Origin of the sequence: Virgibacillus necropolis (assembly GCF_002224365.1) — a bacterium.
Lineage (GTDB): Bacteria > Bacillota > Bacilli > Bacillales > Amphibacillaceae > Virgibacillus_F > Virgibacillus_F necropolis.
On record NZ_CP022437.1, the window covers coordinates 3,664,672 to 3,684,043 of the forward strand.

The 19,372-nt window shown below is 37.9% G+C and carries 18 protein-coding genes; 2 read left to right on the plus strand and 16 right to left on the minus strand.

Features of this window, described 5'->3' with window-relative positions:
• Nucleotides 1-14 precede the first annotated feature (14 nt).
• The 14 genes from CFK40_RS17425 to CFK40_RS17490 all read right to left on the minus strand — a co-directional run bounded on the left by CFK40_RS17425 (nt 15) and on the right by CFK40_RS17490 (nt 15,373).
• Complete coding sequence (locus CFK40_RS17425; protein WP_227001815.1) at nt 15-1,619, minus strand: acyl-CoA synthetase; 1,605 nt, start codon at nt 1,617-1,619, stop codon at nt 15-17.
• Between the two features lie 213 nt (nt 1,620-1,832).
• The gene (gene rbsB / locus CFK40_RS17430) at nt 1,833-2,777 is read right to left on the minus strand and encodes a ribose ABC transporter substrate-binding protein RbsB (protein WP_089533668.1); all 945 of its coding nucleotides are present in this window, start codon (nt 2,775-2,777) and stop codon (nt 1,833-1,835) included.
• A gap of 40 nt (nt 2,778-2,817) precedes the next feature.
• The gene (locus CFK40_RS17435) at nt 2,818-3,753 is read right to left on the minus strand and encodes an ABC transporter permease subunit (protein ID WP_089534437.1); all 936 of its coding nucleotides are present in this window, start codon (nt 3,751-3,753) and stop codon (nt 2,818-2,820) included.
• Nucleotides 3,731-5,257, minus strand: a complete 1,527-nt coding sequence (locus tag CFK40_RS17440; RefSeq protein ID WP_089533669.1) for a sugar ABC transporter ATP-binding protein — start codon at nt 5,255-5,257, stop codon at nt 3,731-3,733. The genes CFK40_RS17435 and CFK40_RS17440 overlap by 23 nt, the downstream gene beginning before the upstream one ends.
• Nucleotides 5,258-5,275: 18 nt before the next feature.
• Complete coding sequence (rbsD, locus tag CFK40_RS17445) at nt 5,276-5,671, minus strand: D-ribose pyranase (RefSeq protein WP_089533670.1); 396 nt, start codon at nt 5,669-5,671, stop codon at nt 5,276-5,278.
• Entirely contained in the window at nt 5,672-6,556 is an 885-nt protein-coding gene (gene rbsK / locus CFK40_RS17450) for a ribokinase (RefSeq protein ID WP_089534438.1), read from the minus strand.
• 7 nt (nt 6,557-6,563) lie between these two features.
• The gene (locus tag CFK40_RS17455) at nt 6,564-7,550 is read right to left on the minus strand and encodes a LacI family DNA-binding transcriptional regulator (protein ID WP_089533671.1); all 987 of its coding nucleotides are present in this window, start codon (nt 7,548-7,550) and stop codon (nt 6,564-6,566) included.
• 227 nt (nt 7,551-7,777) lie between these two features.
• Nucleotides 7,778-8,629 carry a pyrroline-5-carboxylate reductase gene (gene proC / locus CFK40_RS17460; protein WP_168927259.1) on the minus strand — a complete coding sequence of 284 codons (852 nt, stop codon included), beginning with the start codon at nt 8,627-8,629 and terminating at the stop codon, nt 7,778-7,780.
• Nucleotides 8,630-8,872: 243 nt separating this feature from the next.
• Nucleotides 8,873-9,589: a YwaF family protein gene (locus tag CFK40_RS17465; protein WP_227001816.1), complete on the minus strand. Its 717-nt coding sequence runs from the start codon at nt 9,587-9,589 to the stop codon at nt 8,873-8,875.
• 86 nt (nt 9,590-9,675) lie between these two features.
• The gene (locus CFK40_RS17470; RefSeq protein WP_089533673.1) at nt 9,676-10,644 is read right to left on the minus strand and encodes an ABC transporter ATP-binding protein; all 969 of its coding nucleotides are present in this window, start codon (nt 10,642-10,644) and stop codon (nt 9,676-9,678) included.
• 3 nt (nt 10,645-10,647) lie between these two features.
• The gene (locus CFK40_RS17475; RefSeq protein ID WP_089533674.1) at nt 10,648-11,661 is read right to left on the minus strand and encodes an ABC transporter ATP-binding protein; all 1,014 of its coding nucleotides are present in this window, start codon (nt 11,659-11,661) and stop codon (nt 10,648-10,650) included.
• A 13-nt stretch (nt 11,662-11,674) separates the two neighbouring features.
• The gene (gene opp3C / locus CFK40_RS17480) at nt 11,675-12,682 is read right to left on the minus strand and encodes an oligopeptide ABC transporter permease (RefSeq protein WP_089533675.1); all 1,008 of its coding nucleotides are present in this window, start codon (nt 12,680-12,682) and stop codon (nt 11,675-11,677) included.
• Complete coding sequence (gene opp3b, locus CFK40_RS17485; protein ID WP_089534440.1) at nt 12,679-13,611, minus strand: oligopeptide ABC transporter permease; 933 nt, start codon at nt 13,609-13,611, stop codon at nt 12,679-12,681. Before opp3b ends, opp3C begins: the two co-directional genes overlap by 4 nt.
• Before the next feature lie 103 nt (nt 13,612-13,714).
• Entirely contained in the window at nt 13,715-15,373 is a 1,659-nt protein-coding gene (locus tag CFK40_RS17490; protein ID WP_089533676.1) for a peptide ABC transporter substrate-binding protein, read from the minus strand.
• A 220-nt stretch (nt 15,374-15,593) separates the two neighbouring features.
• On the opposite strand from CFK40_RS17490, the gene CFK40_RS17495 reads away from it, so the two are divergent.
• On the plus strand, nt 15,594-15,962 hold the full coding sequence (locus tag CFK40_RS17495) for a DUF3899 domain-containing protein (RefSeq protein WP_089533677.1): 369 nt from the start codon (nt 15,594-15,596) through the stop codon (nt 15,960-15,962).
• A gap of 109 nt (nt 15,963-16,071) precedes the next feature.
• Here the strand turns inward: CFK40_RS17495 and CFK40_RS17500 are convergent, their stop codons facing one another.
• Nucleotides 16,072-16,683 (minus strand): 3'-5' exonuclease, encoded by a 612-nt coding sequence (locus CFK40_RS17500; RefSeq protein ID WP_089533678.1) that lies wholly within the window; start codon nt 16,681-16,683, stop codon nt 16,072-16,074.
• Nucleotides 16,684-16,856: 173 nt separating this feature from the next.
• Between CFK40_RS17500 and CFK40_RS17505 the strand changes: the two genes are divergently transcribed.
• Complete coding sequence (locus tag CFK40_RS17505; RefSeq protein WP_089533679.1) at nt 16,857-17,828, plus strand: S8 family peptidase; 972 nt, start codon at nt 16,857-16,859, stop codon at nt 17,826-17,828.
• A gap of 283 nt (nt 17,829-18,111) precedes the next feature.
• Here CFK40_RS17505 and CFK40_RS17510 read toward each other — a convergent pair whose 3' ends face one another.
• Nucleotides 18,112-19,251: a glycerate kinase gene (locus CFK40_RS17510; RefSeq protein WP_089533680.1), complete on the minus strand. Its 1,140-nt coding sequence runs from the start codon at nt 19,249-19,251 to the stop codon at nt 18,112-18,114.
• Nucleotides 19,252-19,372 lie beyond the last annotated feature (121 nt).

A 19,372-nucleotide genomic window follows, 5' to 3' on the forward strand; every position in this document is an offset into this window, starting at 1 on the left:
TCATTTATGCAATTCTATTTCTCACCAAGATCCTCATACTCATCACGTAATGCTCTCTTTAAAACTTTCCCACTTGGATTCTTGGGCAAGGTTTTTGCAAAATCCACATATTTTGGCACTTTAAATGTAGATAGTTTTGATTTACAAAAATTAAGAACATCATCTTTCGTTATACTCGCATCTTTTTTTGGTACAATAATTGCAGTAACGGCCTCAATCCAATATGCATCAGGAATACTAACCACCGCTACCTCAGAAACACCGTCTAGTTGATAAATCGTCTCCTCGACTTCTCTACTAGAAACATTCACACCACCTGTATTAATCATGTCTTTTTTTCGGTCGACAATTGTAATATATCCTTCATCATCCATTATACCCAGATCTCCACTGTGAAACCAACCACCTCGAAAAGCTTCTGCTGTCTTTTCTGGATCATGTAAATAACCTTTCATTGTGTGGGGGGTGCGATGAACAATCTCACCAATTTCATTTCGTGGTACCTCATTATCTTCATCATCAACTATTTTCGTCTGTACATTTAATGATGCTTTCCCTGCGGATCCAAGTTTTCGTAGCTGATCCTCCGGTTGTAATGCTGTTGCAAGTGGAGCAACTTCTGTTTGCCCATAAAAGTTCCAAAACTTTGCGTTTGGCAGACGTTCAGCTAATTCTTTTAAGATTTCACGGGGCATAATAGCAGCGCCATAATAGCACTTTTCCAATGTGGACAGATCCTTTTTATCAAAATCCGGATGACGCAATAACGCTATCCAAACTGTAGGTGGACAAAACAACTGTGTCGCACCTTCTTCTTCAATAGTTTTTAATATTACTTCGGGACTAGCGGCGCCAAGAACTATCCCACTTGAACCAAGATAAATACTCGGCCCTAAGAATACATGTAATTGAGCACTATGATAAAGCGGTAATGCGTGGATTGCAATGTCCTGTTCCTCCATTTTTCCATCAACTATACAACTTACATACTCACTTACTAAACTTTTATGTGTGAGCATAACCCCTTTTGGTCGTGATTCTGTACCGCTTGTATATAAAACATGAGCAAGATCATCATCAGCAAGTTCCGCGTCAACGAAATCAATAGGCTGACCTCTCTTAAGAACCGACAATAACTCCCAATTAGATACCTCAACCTGTTTTTCGAAATCTGCTGGGACATCCATTAAGTAACGGTGGTTAATTCCAAGTGTTTCTGATGACTTGTCCAGAACTGGAGCGAATTCTTCTGACGCTATAAAACCACTAACTTCCGCATGCTCTAAAATATACTGAACATCTTCTACTGAAAGCATGTAGTTAATGGGAATCATTACAGCTCCTATACGCGCTAAGGCAAAGTTAACTACGACGAAATCCAAGCTATTCTTAGACATAACTGTAATCATGTCACCTTTTTGCATTCCTCTTTCTAAAAAAGCGTGTGCTGTCTGATTCACCATAGCATCCAAATCAGCATAGGAAAGGCGGTGTTCTTGATAGATAATTGCCAGCTTATCAGGATTCCGATCCCTTGTCCGCGCTAGTAAATCTCCTAGCGTATTTCTACGTGCGCGTTCTAACATATTAGAAAGTGACGTGTCTCTATTTGTCTGCATGTTCATATGCCCACCCTTTTTAAATGAATTTTCTTCCTTTTATTTTATTTCAGATAACTTAGAATGGCAAGGCTTTCTTTTTATATTTGTTAATACAATATTATCCGATGAAGTTGATCATCAGCAGCGGAAAGTTAATCGAGAAAGTCAAGAAATCAATCGGCAGTAATGTAAAAAAAGGCCACCTGTTAAGATGACCTAATCACTTATTATTTATTTAGTTACTAGTTGTAATTCTACTGGTATAAACTCTTCTACTTTATCTCCCGCAGCAACTTTTCCTGCCGCTTCAATAGCCTTTTGTCCAATTAGTTCTGGTTGTTGAGCAACTGTTGCATCCATTCGTCCGTCTTTAACCGCAGCACGGGCATCATCTGTTGCGTCAAAACCAACTATGACGACTTCCTCTAACATGCCATTTGATTCTAAAGCTTGTACTGCACCAAGTGCCATTTCATCATTATGAGCAAATACTGCATCAATTTGATCTGTGCTCTGAATAATGTTTTCCATAACAGTTAGACCTTCTGTTCGGTCAAAGTTAGCAGATTGCTTTGCTACCACTTTAATTCCATCAATTGCATCGACAATATTATGGAATCCTTCTCCACGTTCGCGAGTTGCCGATGCACCTGGAATGCCTTCTAATTCGACTACATTTCCGCTATCCCCAAGTTGTTCGGCAATGAATTTTCCTGCCATCTCTCCACCTGCTACATTGTCTGACGCAATATGTGTAACAACTTCGCCACTCTCGGCACTTCTATCAACTGTGATTACTGGAACGTCAGCATCATTTGCCAATTGAATTGCTGAAGATACAGCTGCTGAATCAGTAGGGTTTATTAAAAGTACATCTATTTCCTGTTGTAATAAATCTTCAATATCACCTAACTGCGTTGCTGCATCATTTTGAGCATTTGAAGTAAGGACTTCATAACCAGCTTCTTTTGCTGCTGCTTCCGCACCATCACGCAATGATACAAAAAATGGGTTGTTTAATGTAGATATCGATAATCCGATTTTCACCTTGTCTTCTGATCCACTATCACTTGCTCCATCTGACTCCTCTGATGAACCTGGTTTTTCAGTTGAACAAGCTGTGACAAGAACCAATAATAATACTAATAGCCCCAATGTTTTCATCCATTTACTCATGTGTGTTCCTCCTAGAATTTTTATTGAGATGCATACTTCCCTATTTAGATCTGCGGTCAAGCAATACGGCGAGTAGAATTACGCCACCCTTAACAATTTGTTGATAAAACGATGACACATTTAATAAATTTAAACCGTTATCTAAAACCCCGATAATTAATACCCCTATTAAAGTACCAACGATTCGGCCACGACCACCCATTAAGCTTGTACCACCTATAACAACTGCTGCGATTGCGTCTAGCTCATACATTGATCCAGCGGTTGGTTGTGCAGAATTTAAACGACTCGTTAAAATAATTCCTGCCAATACAGACAACATACCAGTTAATGAATATACCCAGATTTTCACACGATCAGCTTTAATTCCTGAAAGTGTTGAAGCTTCTTCATTTCCCCCAACTGCATACACTTGTCTTCCAAAAACTGTTTTACGAAGAACAAAGAATAATATAAGAAATACACCTAACATCACTATTACTGGGAAAGGAATACCAAAAACATAGCCTCGACCAATCATTTCAAATGTAAAGCTATCAGATAAACCTGTAATTGGTCGCCCATCTGTGTAAACAAGTGTTGCCCCCCTAAAAATAGTCATGGTGGCTAAAGTAGCGATAAATGGTGCCACTTTACCTTTAGTAATAATGAGGCCATTTACTGCACCTAATGCTAAACCTATCAATAAACCGGCAAATACAGCTAGAAGTGGATCCATTCCACTTGTCAACATTCCTGCCGTAAGTGCACTACCTAATGCCAAAATAGAACCAACAGATAAATCAATTCCAGCAGTCAAAATAACAAACGTCATACCAAATGCGATTAAAGCATTTATCGATACCTGTCGTAACAGGTTTAAAATATTATCAAAAGTAAAAAAATCATCACTTAGAAAGCCTAGTATAATCATTATTAATATGAGTCCTATAAATGGACCAATTTTAGCAAAGTTAGTAACTAGTAGTCTTTTCATCATGTTTCACTCCCCCAGTTGCCGCTGTCATAATTTTTTCCTGGTCGGCTTCATGTCGTTCAAATGTACGTGTGATCTTACCTTCATGTATAACCATAATACGATCACTAACACCTAGAATTTCCGGAAGTTCAGATGAAATCATGATAATAGCTACACCTTTTTCAGTTAGTTCATTCATAATGGTATAGATCTCTTTTTTTGCACCTACATCCACACCCCGAGTTGGCTCATCAAGAATGAGAAGTTTTGGATTAATTCCAAGCCATTTTGCTATAACAACCTTTTGTTGGTTACCACCACTTAATGACCTCACCTCTTGCTCCCCACCAGTAGTCTTCACATTAAGGCGTGCAATCAAATTCTCAATTAGATTGTTTTCTTTTGATGATGAAATAACGCCATTGTTAGAAATCGCTTTCATATTTGTAAGTGAAATATTTTCACGGATAGATGAATGTAAAACTAACCCTTTTGCTTTCCGGTCCTCCGTAATAAATCCTATACCTGCACGAATGGCGTCGAGTGGATGATTAATTGTTAGGGTTTTTCCATCTAATGTGACAATGCCCATGCCTTTCTTTGCGTATCCAAAAACAGTCTCCATAATTTCTGTTCGACCTGCTCCCATCAACCCTGAGACACCAAGAATTTCGCCTTTTCTTACATTAAAATTAATGTTTTGGAATATACCTTTTCGCTTCAAATCTTTTACTTCAAAAATTATATCACCAATATTTCCGGTTCTCGTGGGGAAGCGTTCTCCAAGTTCTCGGCCTACCATCATTTTCACAATCGCTTCGAAACTTGTTTCCGAGATAATTTTTGTGCCAACGTACTGACCATCACGCAATACAGTTATCCGATCGCAAATGGTGAAAATTTCTTCCATTCTATGGGAAATATAGATTATTCCAACTCCTCTTTTCTGTAAAGACCCAACTACCTTGAAAAGATTTTTGATTTCTCGTTCTGTTAAAGCAGCTGTGGGCTCGTCCATTACAATCAGTCCAGCGTTAGTTGCTAGAGCGCGTGCAATTTCAATCATCTGTTGTTTACCCACCGACAAGTCCCCAGCTGAATCATCTGGTTGAATGTTCGTCACACCCAATTGACGTAAGCTTGTCTCTGTTTGCTTTTTCATTTCTTTTTTATTTAAAATCCCTGTTTTACCAAATGTCAATTCTTTTCCTAAAAACATATTTTCTGCAACAGTCAAATGTGGGATAATATTTAATTCTTGATGAATTACAACTATCCCCTTTTTTTCCGCCTGTTTTGGACTTGAAAAATCTACTTCCTCACCTTTTACCTTTATTAATCCATTGTCACGAGTATGAATTCCAGTTAATACCTTAACCAATGTAGATTTACCCGCACCATTCTCACCCATTAATGCATGGACTTCACCAGCTAACACCTCAAAATGAACATTATTTAATACTTGGTTCCCCGAAAATGACTTTTCAATATTTTCCATTTGAATAAAAGGTGTTACAGTCATTTTTATCACCCCATTCGTTTAAAAAATTACGCCCGCATGCAATACGACATTTGCATAAGGTGTTGCTTCCCCAGTACGAATCACAGCCTTTGCACGTGGAATAGCCGCTTTTAAATCTTCATGTGACACGTACTCGATCGGTATATTTCGATAAGATGATTTAACCTTCTCAAGTAATCCATCGTTTTCACCCTTAACTTCTGTTGCCATTGTCAAACTTTCTACTTCCATATCATCCAAAATAGCTTGTAATACCGACCAAAAGCTTGGTGTTCCAAGTGATATTGATAAATCGATACATTGTACATCCTCTGATATTGGCAGTCCACAATCTGCGATAACAATTGTATCTGTATGTCCTATCCGTGCAAGTACTGCTGCAATTTCTCGATTTAAAATGCCTGACTTCTTCAATTACTTAACTTCCTCCCGTAAAAATTCTTCTACTTCCTTCATTGTTGGCATACCTCCCTGTGCACCAACTTTTGTTATGGATAAAGCGGCGGCAGCATTTGCAAACATAATTGCGTCACTAACTTTCTCACCATTTCCAAGTTTAAGGGCAAGGGCACCATTGAACGTGTCACCTGCTCCAGTTGTATCTATTACCTTTACATGATGGCTTGGTAGATATTTTTTTTCATCACCTTCAAAAAATTGCACTCCACTATCCCCACGTGTTGTGATGGTTTTCCTATTAGAAGAAGTATTAAAATGCTTTTTCATTGACTCCTTTTCAATTTCATTAGGGGTTAGATACGTTACTTTTTCTACTAATTCAATTGGTAGATCTTGATAAGGTGCAGGGTTAACAACCACTGGAATATTACATGCATGCGCAAGCCTGGCAGCATACATAACTGTCTCAATTGGAATTTCAAGTTGAAGTAAAAGTACATCACTTTCTTCAATTAAAGAACGGTAAAGCTCTACTACTTCTGGGGTTACCATTCGATTCGCACCAGAAGAAACTATAATTCGGTTATCATTTTCCGTCAGAATAATAGTTGCTACCCCTGTCGCTATATCAGGAATTGTGTGAATGCCACTCACTGAAACTCCCTCTGATTTAAGATGCTTTAAAAGCGTTTCACCAAAAGGATCTTTACCAACCGCTCCTATCATATTTACATTCGCACCAAGTCGAGCTGCAGCAACTGCTTGATTTGCGCCCTTTCCACCTGGATAGGTAGCAAACTCTCCACCTATAGTGGTCTCCCCCTGCATCGGCATTTCTTTAGTAGAAACAGTTAAATCCATATTAATACTTCCTACCACACAGACAATTGGCTTTTTCAGCATGTTATTACCTCCTTGCTTTTGTTGATTGCCGCTCAATTAGTCGCACAGACAATTCTTCATTTTTTGGTCTATGACTTGGATCATTAATTTGTTTTATTAACATTTCTGCAGCACGTGTGCCTATCTCATATATTGGCTGTGCCATCGTTGTAAGTGAAGGTGTTGTCGTATTGCCGAGTGCAATCCCGTCGTAACCAATAATTGATAATTCATTAGGCACATGTATGCCTAATGCTTCAGCAGCCTTAAGCGCACCTACACCCATTACATCATTCGCAACAAATATCCCGTCAATCTCTGGATGAGCCGTAAGCAATGCCGTCGTTGCTTCCATGGCCTTTTCAAAATTGTACTCACCGGAGGCAATATAACTAGACAAGAACCATTCTGTATCTTTTACTTCATCTAAGTATCCTCGCATCCTTTGTGTTGTATTGCTGACAGAATCCGGACCACATAGGTGTGCAATACGCTTACATCCCGTCGCCTTTAGATGACGAACAGCCTCTCTTGCACCTACACGATTATTAACCGTAACTGATGGTAAACTAGAACTCAACTTACGGTCTAGGGCAATTATTGGCGTATCAATTGTATCTAAATAATTATTTGTTATGGAACTTGATACTACTATAATTCCATCAACTGACTTTTGTTGAAGTGCGTTGAAATAAGTCAATTCTTTTTCAATACTGTCATCGGTATTACAAAGTACAAATGTATAGCCATGTCGATTCGTCATATCCTCTACGGCGCGTGCGAGTTCAGGAAAGAACGGATTCATAATATCAGGAACAAATAATGCAATCATTTTTGAACGTCCCTTAAAAAGGCTTCTCGCTACGTCGTTAGGCCGATAATTCAACTTCTCAATAGATTCATTGACACGCACTTTAGTTGAATGATTCACATAACCATTACTATTTAATACACGGGAAACAGTAGCCGTTGAAACATTCGCAAGCTTTGCAACATCCTTGATGGTAGCCATATTAAAACCACTCTCTAAATAGAATATAATCTCACGCATTGTGTAACCCGTTACATATTACTGAAAATAAAAAACATATGGAACAATTCATTTTATGTAACCCGTTACACATTGTAATGATAAAGCGTTTTCACTTAATAGTCAATACCCAACTAAAAAAGTGATATATAAAACCAAAAACTGGACATAAGCACCATGCTTATGTCCAGCTCAATTTTATAAGTTTGTTAGGAAGGAACTAAAACACCGTCAAGTTCTTTACTAATTTCTTTTGAACGTTTTGCTGCATTGTTAATAGCTTGTGTGATTGCTTCCCCGCCGTTATGCTTTTTAAGTGCATCTAATCCAGCGGCAGTAGTACCATTCGGGGATACAATATTGTCAATTAATTCTGCGGGCGCTTCTTCTTTTTCCATAATCATTTTTGCTGCGCCATAAACTGTTTGTGCGGCAATTTTCCGAGCCATTTTATCATTCATTCCACTAACTTTTCCGACATTCTCCATTTGCTCCATCAAATAATAGAAATAGGCTGGGCCACTTCCTGCTATCCCAGTAAAGATATCCATTTGATCTTCCTCAATGACATAAACTTCCCCCATACATTCAAGCAATTCGTTTACTGCATCAGCATTATCCTCGTTAGTATAGGTCCCCAATGACATCGCGGTAGCAGATTCTTGAATCATACTTGACGTATTCGGCATTACTCGAATTACTTCTTGCCCAGTGTTCAGTCTTTCTTCCATAAAAGAGGTAGTTATTCCCGCTAACACAGAAATTACTACCTGATTGCTAGGAAGTAAATCTTTAATTGTAGAAAGTGTTTCCTCTGCTCCTTTTGGCTTCATTGCCAAAATTAGAAAGTCAATCTCTTTGTACGGTAATTCTGTTATTGGGGCAGTTCTTACTCCATATTTATCTTCAAGTATATTTAAACGATCGTAATTGCATTTGTTTGTCACAATGATTTGATTAGCTGGTACCTTTTCCGTTTGAATCATTCCAGATATCATTGCTTCTGCCATATTACCTGCACCTAAAAATGCGATTGTTTTTTGTTTTAACACATAAACCATCCTCATTAGTTTTGATTTCCGTTTGTACTTTCAACCTTTGTATCGTAACATCTGTATATTTAGTTTCAAGGGGTATACGGAAATTAATGCGTATAAGCTCCAAATAGTTAGAGAAAGCGCTACCATTTGATTTTGAGAGGCATTAAATCGTTCCACATCGCTTTTAATCACTTCATATCGCTGAAATTGAAGGAATAAAATTCTCCTATCCAATCTCATAAAGAAAAAAGGACTATTTTTTCGTTAGTCCTTTTTCTTCATATAATAATGTACTTGGAATGGTAGATATAAAATAAAAAAAGTGATTAACGCTATTAACTCCAAGGAAAAGATATACCAGGGGTAATCGCCTAAATAATCAATTAAGCTTGGATTAGACGGTTTTCTTGATAAAAACATATAATTTCCACCTGTTGCTTTATTCACGAAAAAAACAAAAAAGGCAATTAAATTTAAACCTAGTATCGATTTCCAAACTGACTTGAAAGTTGGTTTGTATTTTAACACAAAGATCATATAGACTGATGCTAAAACAATTGATATGTGTGCGATGAAAAAATGGAAATAACGAAAGTGCGGGAAATCGTAAAACAATTCTGGTGTTAATAAGGCCTGAATAGCACCTCCTATCCCTAAAAAGAAGGTGATTTCAAACAGAGCGTACTTTTTTGTGATTAACATAAAAATGCTTAAATATAAAGATATCGAGCATAGTTGTAGAGGTAAGGTATACGCTATATCCCAAGCTCCATTTAATAAATACCATATATTTAATGTTAACTCCGAACCAACTAAACCAAAAAGAATAAATAATTTTATATAATGGACACTGCTATTATTTCTCAAAAAATAAAGTGCCATTGTACATAAAACGGCAATAATTAACATGGCTATATGGGAAAAAGAAAATAGAGTAAAGTAATCACCTCCATAATGATAATTAAAATAGTTACTTAGCAACTTAATCCATCCTTTTACATTTTCTATGTAACAGAAAAAGCGTTGACCGCAAAATAATCCAGTATCAACGCTTTTTATATATTCTACTAGTTATATAGATGACAAGCTACAAAGTGATTCGGTTTTACCTCTTGCCATTCTGGCTTAACTTCAGCGCAAATAGCTTTGGCCATAGGGCACCGTGTACGAAAACGGCAGCCACTTGGAGGATTTACAGGATCTGGAACATCGCCTGTTAAAATAACACGTTCACGCGATCTTTCTATTTCAGGATTAGGTACGGGTATAGCTGACAACAGGGCTTGTGTGTAGGGATGCAAAGGATCGTCATATAACTCTTCGCTATCAGCCAATTCTACAAGATTCCCTAAATACATGACTGCTATTCGATCACTGATGTGTTTGACCATCGATAAGTCATGAGCAATAAATAAATAGGTTAACCCCTTATCGACTTGTAACTCTTTTAATAAGTTAACTATTTGTGCTTGTATGGAAACATCCAGCGCTGCAATTGGTTCATCGGCAATAATAAATTCTGGTTCTACGGCTAGTGCTCTGGCGATTCCTATACGTTGCCGTTGACCGCCACTAAACTCATGGGGGTACCGGTTAGCATGCTTTTTATTTAAACCTACCAACTCAAGCAGATCATGGACTTTGGCTCTTTTTTCTTCCTTTTTCAAATGAGAATCATGGTTACTGATCCCCTCTGATATAATCTCTAATACTGTCATTCTTGGATCAAGAGATGAATAGGGATCTTGAAAAATCATCTGCATTTTCTTTTTCAACTCTTTTATTTCCCTAGCTGACTTTTTGACTAATATATCTTCCCCATTGTATATCACTTGTCCAGAGGTCGCGTCGTATAAATGATTGATAGTTCGTCCCGCTGTTGACTTCCCACAACCGGACTCTCCTACCAATCCTAATGTTTCCCCCTTATAGATATCAAAGGAAACATCATCTACCGCTTTTAATACTTGCCTCTTTCCTATGCCAAAATGTTTTTTTAGACTTTTAACTTCAAGTAGCTTTACCTTATCTCTCATAAATTAACCTCCTACCTCATCAGGCCTCTTCACCCGAGGTGCACGCTCATCTTCCAACCAACATGAGACGGTGTGTGTCTGTGAGACCGAGGTCTTATCGGGTAAAAAACTGTGACACACATCCATAACGTGTGGACAACGAGCCGCAAAAGGACAGCCTTCTGGTAGATGAGCTAGGTCGGGTGGAGTGCCTGAAATTGGAATTAGCGGTACAGAACGATTCGCATGTAACTTTGGCATAGATAATAATAGCCCCCATGTGTAAGGGTGTTTTGGTTCAAAGAAAATCTCATCTACCGTTCCCGTTTCGATAATTTCCCCAGCATACATAACTGCTACACGTTGCGCCATGTTAGCGACCACACCAAGATCATGAGTAATGATAATAATCGCGGTTCCTGTTTTCTTTTGTAGATCCCTCATCAAGTCTAAAATTTGAGCTTGAATGGTTACATCAAGGGCGGTGGTAGGTTCGTCGGCAATTAACACTTTTGGATTGCAAGCCAGTGCTATAGCGATAACTACCCTCTGCCGCATACCGCCTGAAAATTGATGAGGATATTCTTTCATCCGTTCTTTGGCATTAGGAATTCCAACCAGCTCAAGAAGTTCCTTAGCTTTTTTTGACGCTTCTTTTTTGCTTAGTTCTTGATGCTTTTTTAATCCTTCCATAATTTGTTTTCCAATAGGCATGGTTGGATTTAGTGAAGTCATGGGATCTTGAAAGACCATTGAAATTTCCGATCCACGAATCTTTTCCATTTCTTTTTCACTATATTTTAATAAATCTTTTCCTTCATAAAGAATTTGACCGTCTTTAATCATACTATTTTGTTTTGGGAGAACCCTCATTAAGCTTTTGGCTGTCACTGATTTCCCCGAACCAGACTCTCCAACAATTGCCAAAGTCTCCCCTTTTTCCAATTCAAAGCTGACACCACGGGTAGCTTTTACCTCCCCATCATGAGTTCGAAAGGAAACGTGAAGATTATCTACATCTAAAACTTTATCTGTCATAATTGCTCCTCCCTTATCTCCTCATTTTAGGATCTAGCGCATCTCGTAGTCCGTCTGCTAAGACGTTAAAGCTAATCATAATGAGACTTATAACAATCGCCGGAAATAATAATTTGTACGGAAAGAAACGCATCGATTTATAACCGTCTTCGATTAAGACACCTAGTGAAGCTAAAGGTGGTTGTAACCCAAGCCCGATAAAACTCAAAAATGCTTCAAAAAAGATAGCTGTTGGAATAGTAAACATTAATGTTACAATAATTGGTCCCATAACGTTAGGGATTAAATGCTTCCATATTATTTTTCTATTTGAAGTACCCAAATTGCGAGCAGCTAGGATAAATTCTTGTCCTTTCAGCTGCAAAATTTGCCCTCGAACGACACGCGCCATACCTACCCATCCTGTAATAATCATAGCTATAATAATGGAGGTAATGCCTGGCTCAAGAATGATGATAAATAGAATAATGACAACCAAATTTGGAATTCCCATAAGTACTTCTATGATCCGTTGCATAAAATTGTCTACACGCCCGCCATAAAAGGAAGAAATCCCACCATAAACGACTCCGATAATTAAATCTAATAGGGCAGCAACAAGAGCGATAAACAAAGAAATTTGTGTACCCTTCCATACCCTAGTCCATAAATCGCGACCAAATTCATCCGTTCCAAACCAAGAAGCTTTCGTAATCCCTCTCTCCTCATATAGATTCGTTCCGTTAGCATCCTCGCCATTCAATCCCAACCATTCTAAACCAGGTACAAGCGGAGGCAGGTTTGATCGCATCAGGTCTTGATCAACGTATGAATATTCATTCATATAAGGTCCAGCCAACGAAATCACGACCAGTACTATAATAGTAATAAGTCCCAAAAATGCTCCCCTATTTTTTCTTAATCTTCTCCAAGCTTCTTTCCAAAAGGTTACAGGTGGACCTGCAATTTCTTCCCTTTTACTAGAATCAACTGGAGATGGGACAAACATATCCTGGGTAACTTCCTTTTTGTCTGCTCTCATTTCTTATGACCCCCTTTTATACTAATTCGTGGGTCAATAATTCCGTATAAGATATCTACTAATAAAACAACTCCGATAAATAGGGCACTGTACATTAATGTAATGCCCATAATGACACTATAATCATTCACTAATACGGACTTCGTGAATTGTTCTCCTAGACCAGGCACTGCGAATATTTTTTCTATGACTAACGTTCCTGTCATGATCGCTACGGCTAAAGGTCCAAGCATTGTCACAACTGGAATAATAGCATTACGAATGACATGTTTAAGTAAAACACCCTTTTCACTGATACCTTTTGCTTTAGCCGTTATGATATAATCTTGTCCTAGAACTTCCAGCATTTCTGTTCGAATAAAACGGGCCACTGTAGCAACAACCATAACGGAAAGGGCAATTGAAGGCATAATGGTATATTCATATCCTTGCCACAACGCTGCTGGTAACCAACCTAGTTTAACCCCGATATAATATTGCATTAAAGCAGCAAAGACAAAGGATGGAACGGACATTCCAAGTACCGCGATGAATACGGAACCATAATCTAAAAAACTATTATGCCGTAGAGCTGAAATAATTCCGAGAATTAAACCAATTAATGTTCCTAAAATAAGTGCTTGGGAACCAATTAGGGCTGATGGACCAATTCGTCCACTAAGAATACTGTTCACTGAACGCCCATCATATTGATAGGAGAGACCTAGATCACCTGTTACTAGGTTTCCTACATATTTTAAGTACTGAATCGCTACCGGTTTATCTAGTCCATATTTTTCATTCATTAAAATCAACTGTTGTTCGGATAACTTTTCTGGATTACTGAATGGTGTACCTGGAAGAAGTTTGACGAGAAAAAAGGTAACCGTTATTACGATAAACAAGGTTAAAAGCATATAACCTATTCGTTGAATAATATAACCTTTCACAATCACACCTCACTATCCTAACTTGTCTGGCCACTAGTAGAAAAAATGAGGATGCACCAGCTATAACATCCTCATTTTTTAAATCTGCACGTACATGATTATTTTATTTTTTGATGTATGCCCATTTGAAACTAAATTCGGCACCACTTGGATGGTAAGCTAAGTCTTTAACGTATAAACGTTGAAGTACAGCATTGGTTACTTGATATGCTGGACCGATTGCAGCATCTTCGAATAATATTTTTTCAGCCTCTAACATCATTGCATACCGATCGGTAGGATTCTGTTCTTCATTTATCTTTTCTATAAGAGCATCATATTCAGGGTTGGAGTAACCCATTCTATTTGCTGAACCGTCGGTGACCCACATTCCAAGGTATGTCATTGGGTCATTATAATCTGGTCCCCACGAAGAAATTGAGATACCATAATCTATCGCTTTTTCTAATTCTAAACGTTGCTGGAAAGGAACAACCTTAATCTCCACTTTTAGTCCTGACAAATTGGTTTCTAATTGGTTTTTCAGGTATTCCGCAGTCTTCATCATAGATTCATCATCTGAAGACATAATGGAAATTGTCGCAGTTTCTTTACCAATTTCCTCTAAACCTTTGTCCAAAAATGCTTGTGCTTCTTCAAATGTTCCTTGATTGAAGGGTCCATTTAAATCACGAAAACCTTTGCCATCTGGAGAAGTAGAGAATCCCTTTGGTACTAGTGCATATAAAGGCTTTGATCCATTATTAAGAATGACCTCAGCATGAGCTTTTTTATCCCAACCCATATCAATCGCACGCCGAATATTTTCATTTCCTAAAGCTTCAAGGGTATGGTTAAAGCGAAGGAATCTGATTTCAGCATCGTCAACAAAACTAAATGTTTCGTCGTCCTGATACTCATCAACAGTGGCTGCAGTTAGGTCTACACGGTCAAGCTCATGTGTTTCATAAAGGTTTAATTCTGTTGATGCTTCCTTTACTACAAATGTATTGATCTCTTCTAACTTTACTGTTTCCGCATCCCAATAATCAGGATTTTTCTTATATTGCCAGCTTTGATCGTGTTTCCATTCTGATAGAACAAATGGACCGTTGTATAACATGTTGCTGGCTTCTAGAGCATATTGGTCTCCTTGACTCTCAACGAATTCTTGATTTTGTGGTAGGAATGAAGGAAAAGTTAAATTTTGTGGTAAAAGTGGGTTAGGACCAGACAGGGTAACTTCAAGGGTTTTGTCATCAAGTGCTTTAACCCCTAGTTCTTCAGCCTGCTTATCTCCATTTATGATTTCCGTTGCATTGAGAATCTTTGCGGTTTCAAACATACTCGCATAGTGTCCCGTATCTTTAAATATTCTCTGCCATGCGTAAACGAAGTCATGAGCAGTAACAGGGTCGCCATTACTCCACTTCGCATCACGAAGCGTAAAAGTGTGTACTAACCCATCTTCACTAGCCTGATGATCTTTTGCGATAGCTAAAACTGCATTATGTTCTAGTCCTAAGCGATACAGACCTTCCTTAACATTGTTCAAAGCTGTAAATGAGACCCCATCATGAGCATGAACAGAATCCATCGTTGGAATTTCTGCACTCTCTGACATATTTAAAACTTGTTCCACACCAGCATCCTTCGCACTATCCTCCTTCGTTGCTTCTGGAGTATCGGTACTTTCTTCTGATGAATTAAAATTACAACCGGTGAGCACTAGACCTACAATAAACATTAAAATCAACAGCTTGGTCAACAACCGCTTTTTCATTCATTTTCCCCCTTATTGTTTACATTTTTTAGTAACTTACAGCATAGTGATACTAGTATTACGTTTGATCCACATCTTTTGTATGGTCTAGTCAAGCTTTTTTAGACTTACCTAACATTATGATAAAAATTGCAGATATATGTTATAAAACATTCAGTGGGGTTCTACTGCCAATCAAACTGCGATAACAAATATCTAGCCTGAGTAGGTGATAGTCCTTATGGTTCGCAAGACTCTACTAATCATTTTAGGAATACTTTGTTTTTCAACCTTTATCTCTTTTCTCACGGATTATTCTATTAATCTATTAGGTTGGGTCAACAGTCTTTTTTATTGTTCACTTCTTCTGACCATTGTCGGTGGAGCGATGCTTGTTATACAGGGTGGATTTTTTAATGGAATGATAAGGAGTTCTAAACGATTCTTCCAAAAATCAAATCCTGTAGTGCGAGTACTGCAGGATAGTGAAGGCACAAAGGAAGATATAAGGCCTTACAGCGTTTCATTCACGCTAACTTCCCCATTCTTGTTAGCAGGTAGCATTTTATTAGTATTTTCTATTTTGTTTTCTTTGGTTATTTCTTTTTAGTTACGGTAACGATAGGATTGAATCAAAAAAAGGAAAGGATATGCAGTTGTTTGCATACCTTTCCTTTATGAGTTTGAAAATGGATGAAATTTTAATTTAGACTCACTAATCAAAAATACATTCTTTTCTTATGTCTTTTAGGATTAATTTTAGGTGTAATATAGCCGCGTTCATACATTCTACCTTTTTTCATACTGCAATTTTTCACAAAATCATCTAGATCGCTCGCATTGTGTTCCCTGATTGCTTCGATTAAAATTAACGCGGCTACACGTGCATCCTCTAAAGCATGATGATGTTCAAATAAGATATTATGGTGTGAAGCCACCGTATTTAGCCGATGATTCATTAGATCCGGCCATATACGTTTTGAAATCTCCACTGTACACAAATACTCCATCTCAGGATATGTAAGATTGAAATAATCCAAACTCTTTCGCAGTACACTCATATCAAAACTAGCATTATGGGCTATAACAACATTACCTGTTAAATAGGACTCAAATTTTGGCCATAACTCGGCAAAAGTTGGTGCATCAATTACATCGGCTTCAGTGATACCATGAACCCTGATATTAAAGGAACTGAAATCCATAAGCGGATTGATCAAACTATAAAACTCTTCAACTATCCCTGTTTCATTTGCAACTACAATACCAATCGCACATGCGCTGTGACGTTTTTCGTTTGCAGTTTCAAAATCTATTGAAATGAAATTCATGAGGTGCCTCCTTACTAGCATTTAATAGATGCCTACAATTATATCATGAAATTCTACTATTTCTCATCTACCTTTAGTAATTTTCCCTACTACTATTGTACCTGTTCTAAAACAATCTGAAATGTTAGAATGTAAGTGAACATTTAATGATCTTGTAACTGGGAGGGACAGAAATGAAAAACTGTTTTCAAGTTATTCCATATCAAGTGATTCAACAAGTAGACCAAGTCGAGAACGAAATTCCTAAAGGTGTTGAACTTATTCAGGCTTCAAAAGTTTGGGATGACACAAAAGGAAAAAGTATTACAGTAGCAGTTCTTGATACAGGATGTGATGTTGACCATCCCGATTTATCGGATCGTATCATTGGCGGAAAAAATTTCACAGATGACGATTCTAGCGATCCGGAAATTTTTATCGATCATGCTGGTCATGGTACTCACGTAGCTGGAACAATCGCTGCCAGTCAAAATGATTCAGGTGTAACCGGGGTCGCTCCAGAAGCAAGCCTCCTCATTGTAAAGGTACTCAACAAAGATGGTTCAGGTCAATATGATTGGATCATTAATGGAATTAATTTTGCCATTGAACAAAAAGTAGACATCATTTCCATGTCTCTTGGAGGACCAAATGATCATGCGGAACTTTATAAAGCAATCAAATCTGCAGTTGAGAACAATATTCTTGTTGTTTGTGCTGCAGGAAATGGGGGTGATGGCGATGATTCGACAGATGAATTCGCCTATCCGGGAAGCTATAATGAAGTTATCAGTGTAGGTGCTATTGATTTTAAACGGCGTTCCTCCGAGTTTACCAATTCCAATAATGAAGTGGATTTGGTAACACCAGGTGAAAAAATCTTATCCACATACCCGGATGGAAAATATGCCACCTTGAGCGGAACATCCATGTCAGCCCCTCATGCTTCAGGGGCATTAGCATTAATAAAAGTTTTGGCACACAACTATTTTGAACGAGAACTTTCGGAACCAGAACTTTATGCACAATTAATCAAACGGACTGTTCCCCTAGGGCTGTCACCGATGCTCGAAGGAAATGGGCTATTGTATTTAACTGCTCCTACCTATTTATCTAAAATTTTTGATCAAGAACTCAAATCGTCGGTTATGAAAAAATTGGAGTAGGCTTAGATAGATTTGAAAAATTGGTCTCCACAGGGTAGAAGGATTTTTTAATTAGAAAACAGGATGCGTGGGACAAGGCCATCCTGTTTTCTTGAGGTTTAAAAAAATATTATTTATAGAGGTTGTTTAAAAAGTCCCCAAATGATAAACGGCGAATTTCTTCGCTTTGCTTATCTTTCCGGTCCTCATGTAGGAATAGCCTACATTGCGGTCCTCAAGACTACGCCGCCTCGAACTTCTTGTTTCTAATTTGCCGACTTTTTAAACACGCACTTATAATAAATTATCTTGATGCTCTTATCAACCGAAATAATTGCTTTGATGTTGATTGCAAATTATTATATGTCGTTTTCCAAGTCATTGCCTCCTCCAATGACATTGGGGCACTCGTTATTGAAAAATAAGAGGTAACACCAAGTTCATTTAATTCAGAAGTTTCATCAGTTACACCACCTGCCAAAGCAATAACAGGAATGTTATTTTTCTTTGCCATTTGTGCCACTCCAAGTGGAGCTTTTCCCATTGATGTCTGACCATCCATCTTTCCCTCGCCGGTTATCACAAAGTCAGCCCCTTGCATATGGGCTTTCATACCAATATGATCTAAAATAAGTTCAATTCCTGACTGCAGATTTGCATTTAAAAAACCATAAAAGGCTGCTCCCAATCCGCCAGCAGCTCCTGCACCTTTTATATTATGTATATCTTGGCCTAAATCGCGTAGAACAACATGAGCAAAGTGTTTTAGGCCCGTATCAAGCTCCTTCACCATGTCTTCTGATGCCCCTTTTTGTGGACCAAAAATATAAGCTGCCCCTTCAGTTCCATATAGAAGATTATTTACATCGCAAGCTACGTTAAATACACATCCTTCTAATCTAGGATTGACATATTCTGTATTAATTTTATGAATATCTTCCAATACTTTTCCGCCAAACCCTACTTCATTATTATGTCGATCCATGAAATGGAAACCTAAAGCTCGAAGCATACCAACACCTGCATCGTTTGTAGCACTCCCCCCCAATCCTATCACAAAATTGTTGCACCCTTTATCTAAAGCATCCGAAATAAGTTCACCCACCCCATAAGTAGTTGTCAATAAAGGATTACGATACTTTTCAGGAATAAGTGGAAGCCCACATGCAGACGCTACTTCAATAACAGCCGTTTTATCATCTCCTAAAATCCCATATATAGCCTCTAACTTTTCATTCAAAGGTCCAGTAACCTTCATTTTTATCAATTGTCCCTCTGTTGCATGAACCAACGAATCTACCGTGCCTTCTCCCCCGTCCGCTAAGGGAAGTGTCACAATCTCTGAATCTTGATATACTTCCTTGATTCCTTTTGAAATGGCTTCACTTCCTTTTATAGAAGAAATGCTTTCTTTAAATGAGTCTATAGCAATTAAAACTTTCACTTATTTTCACTCCCTCAATAAATTCTTTGTCTTACTGTAAGAACGATTAAATTCTACGGTTTTAATTACTTGTTTTATACCTCTCTTCTTAAACTAGCATAATGCTATCGATATTACTAAA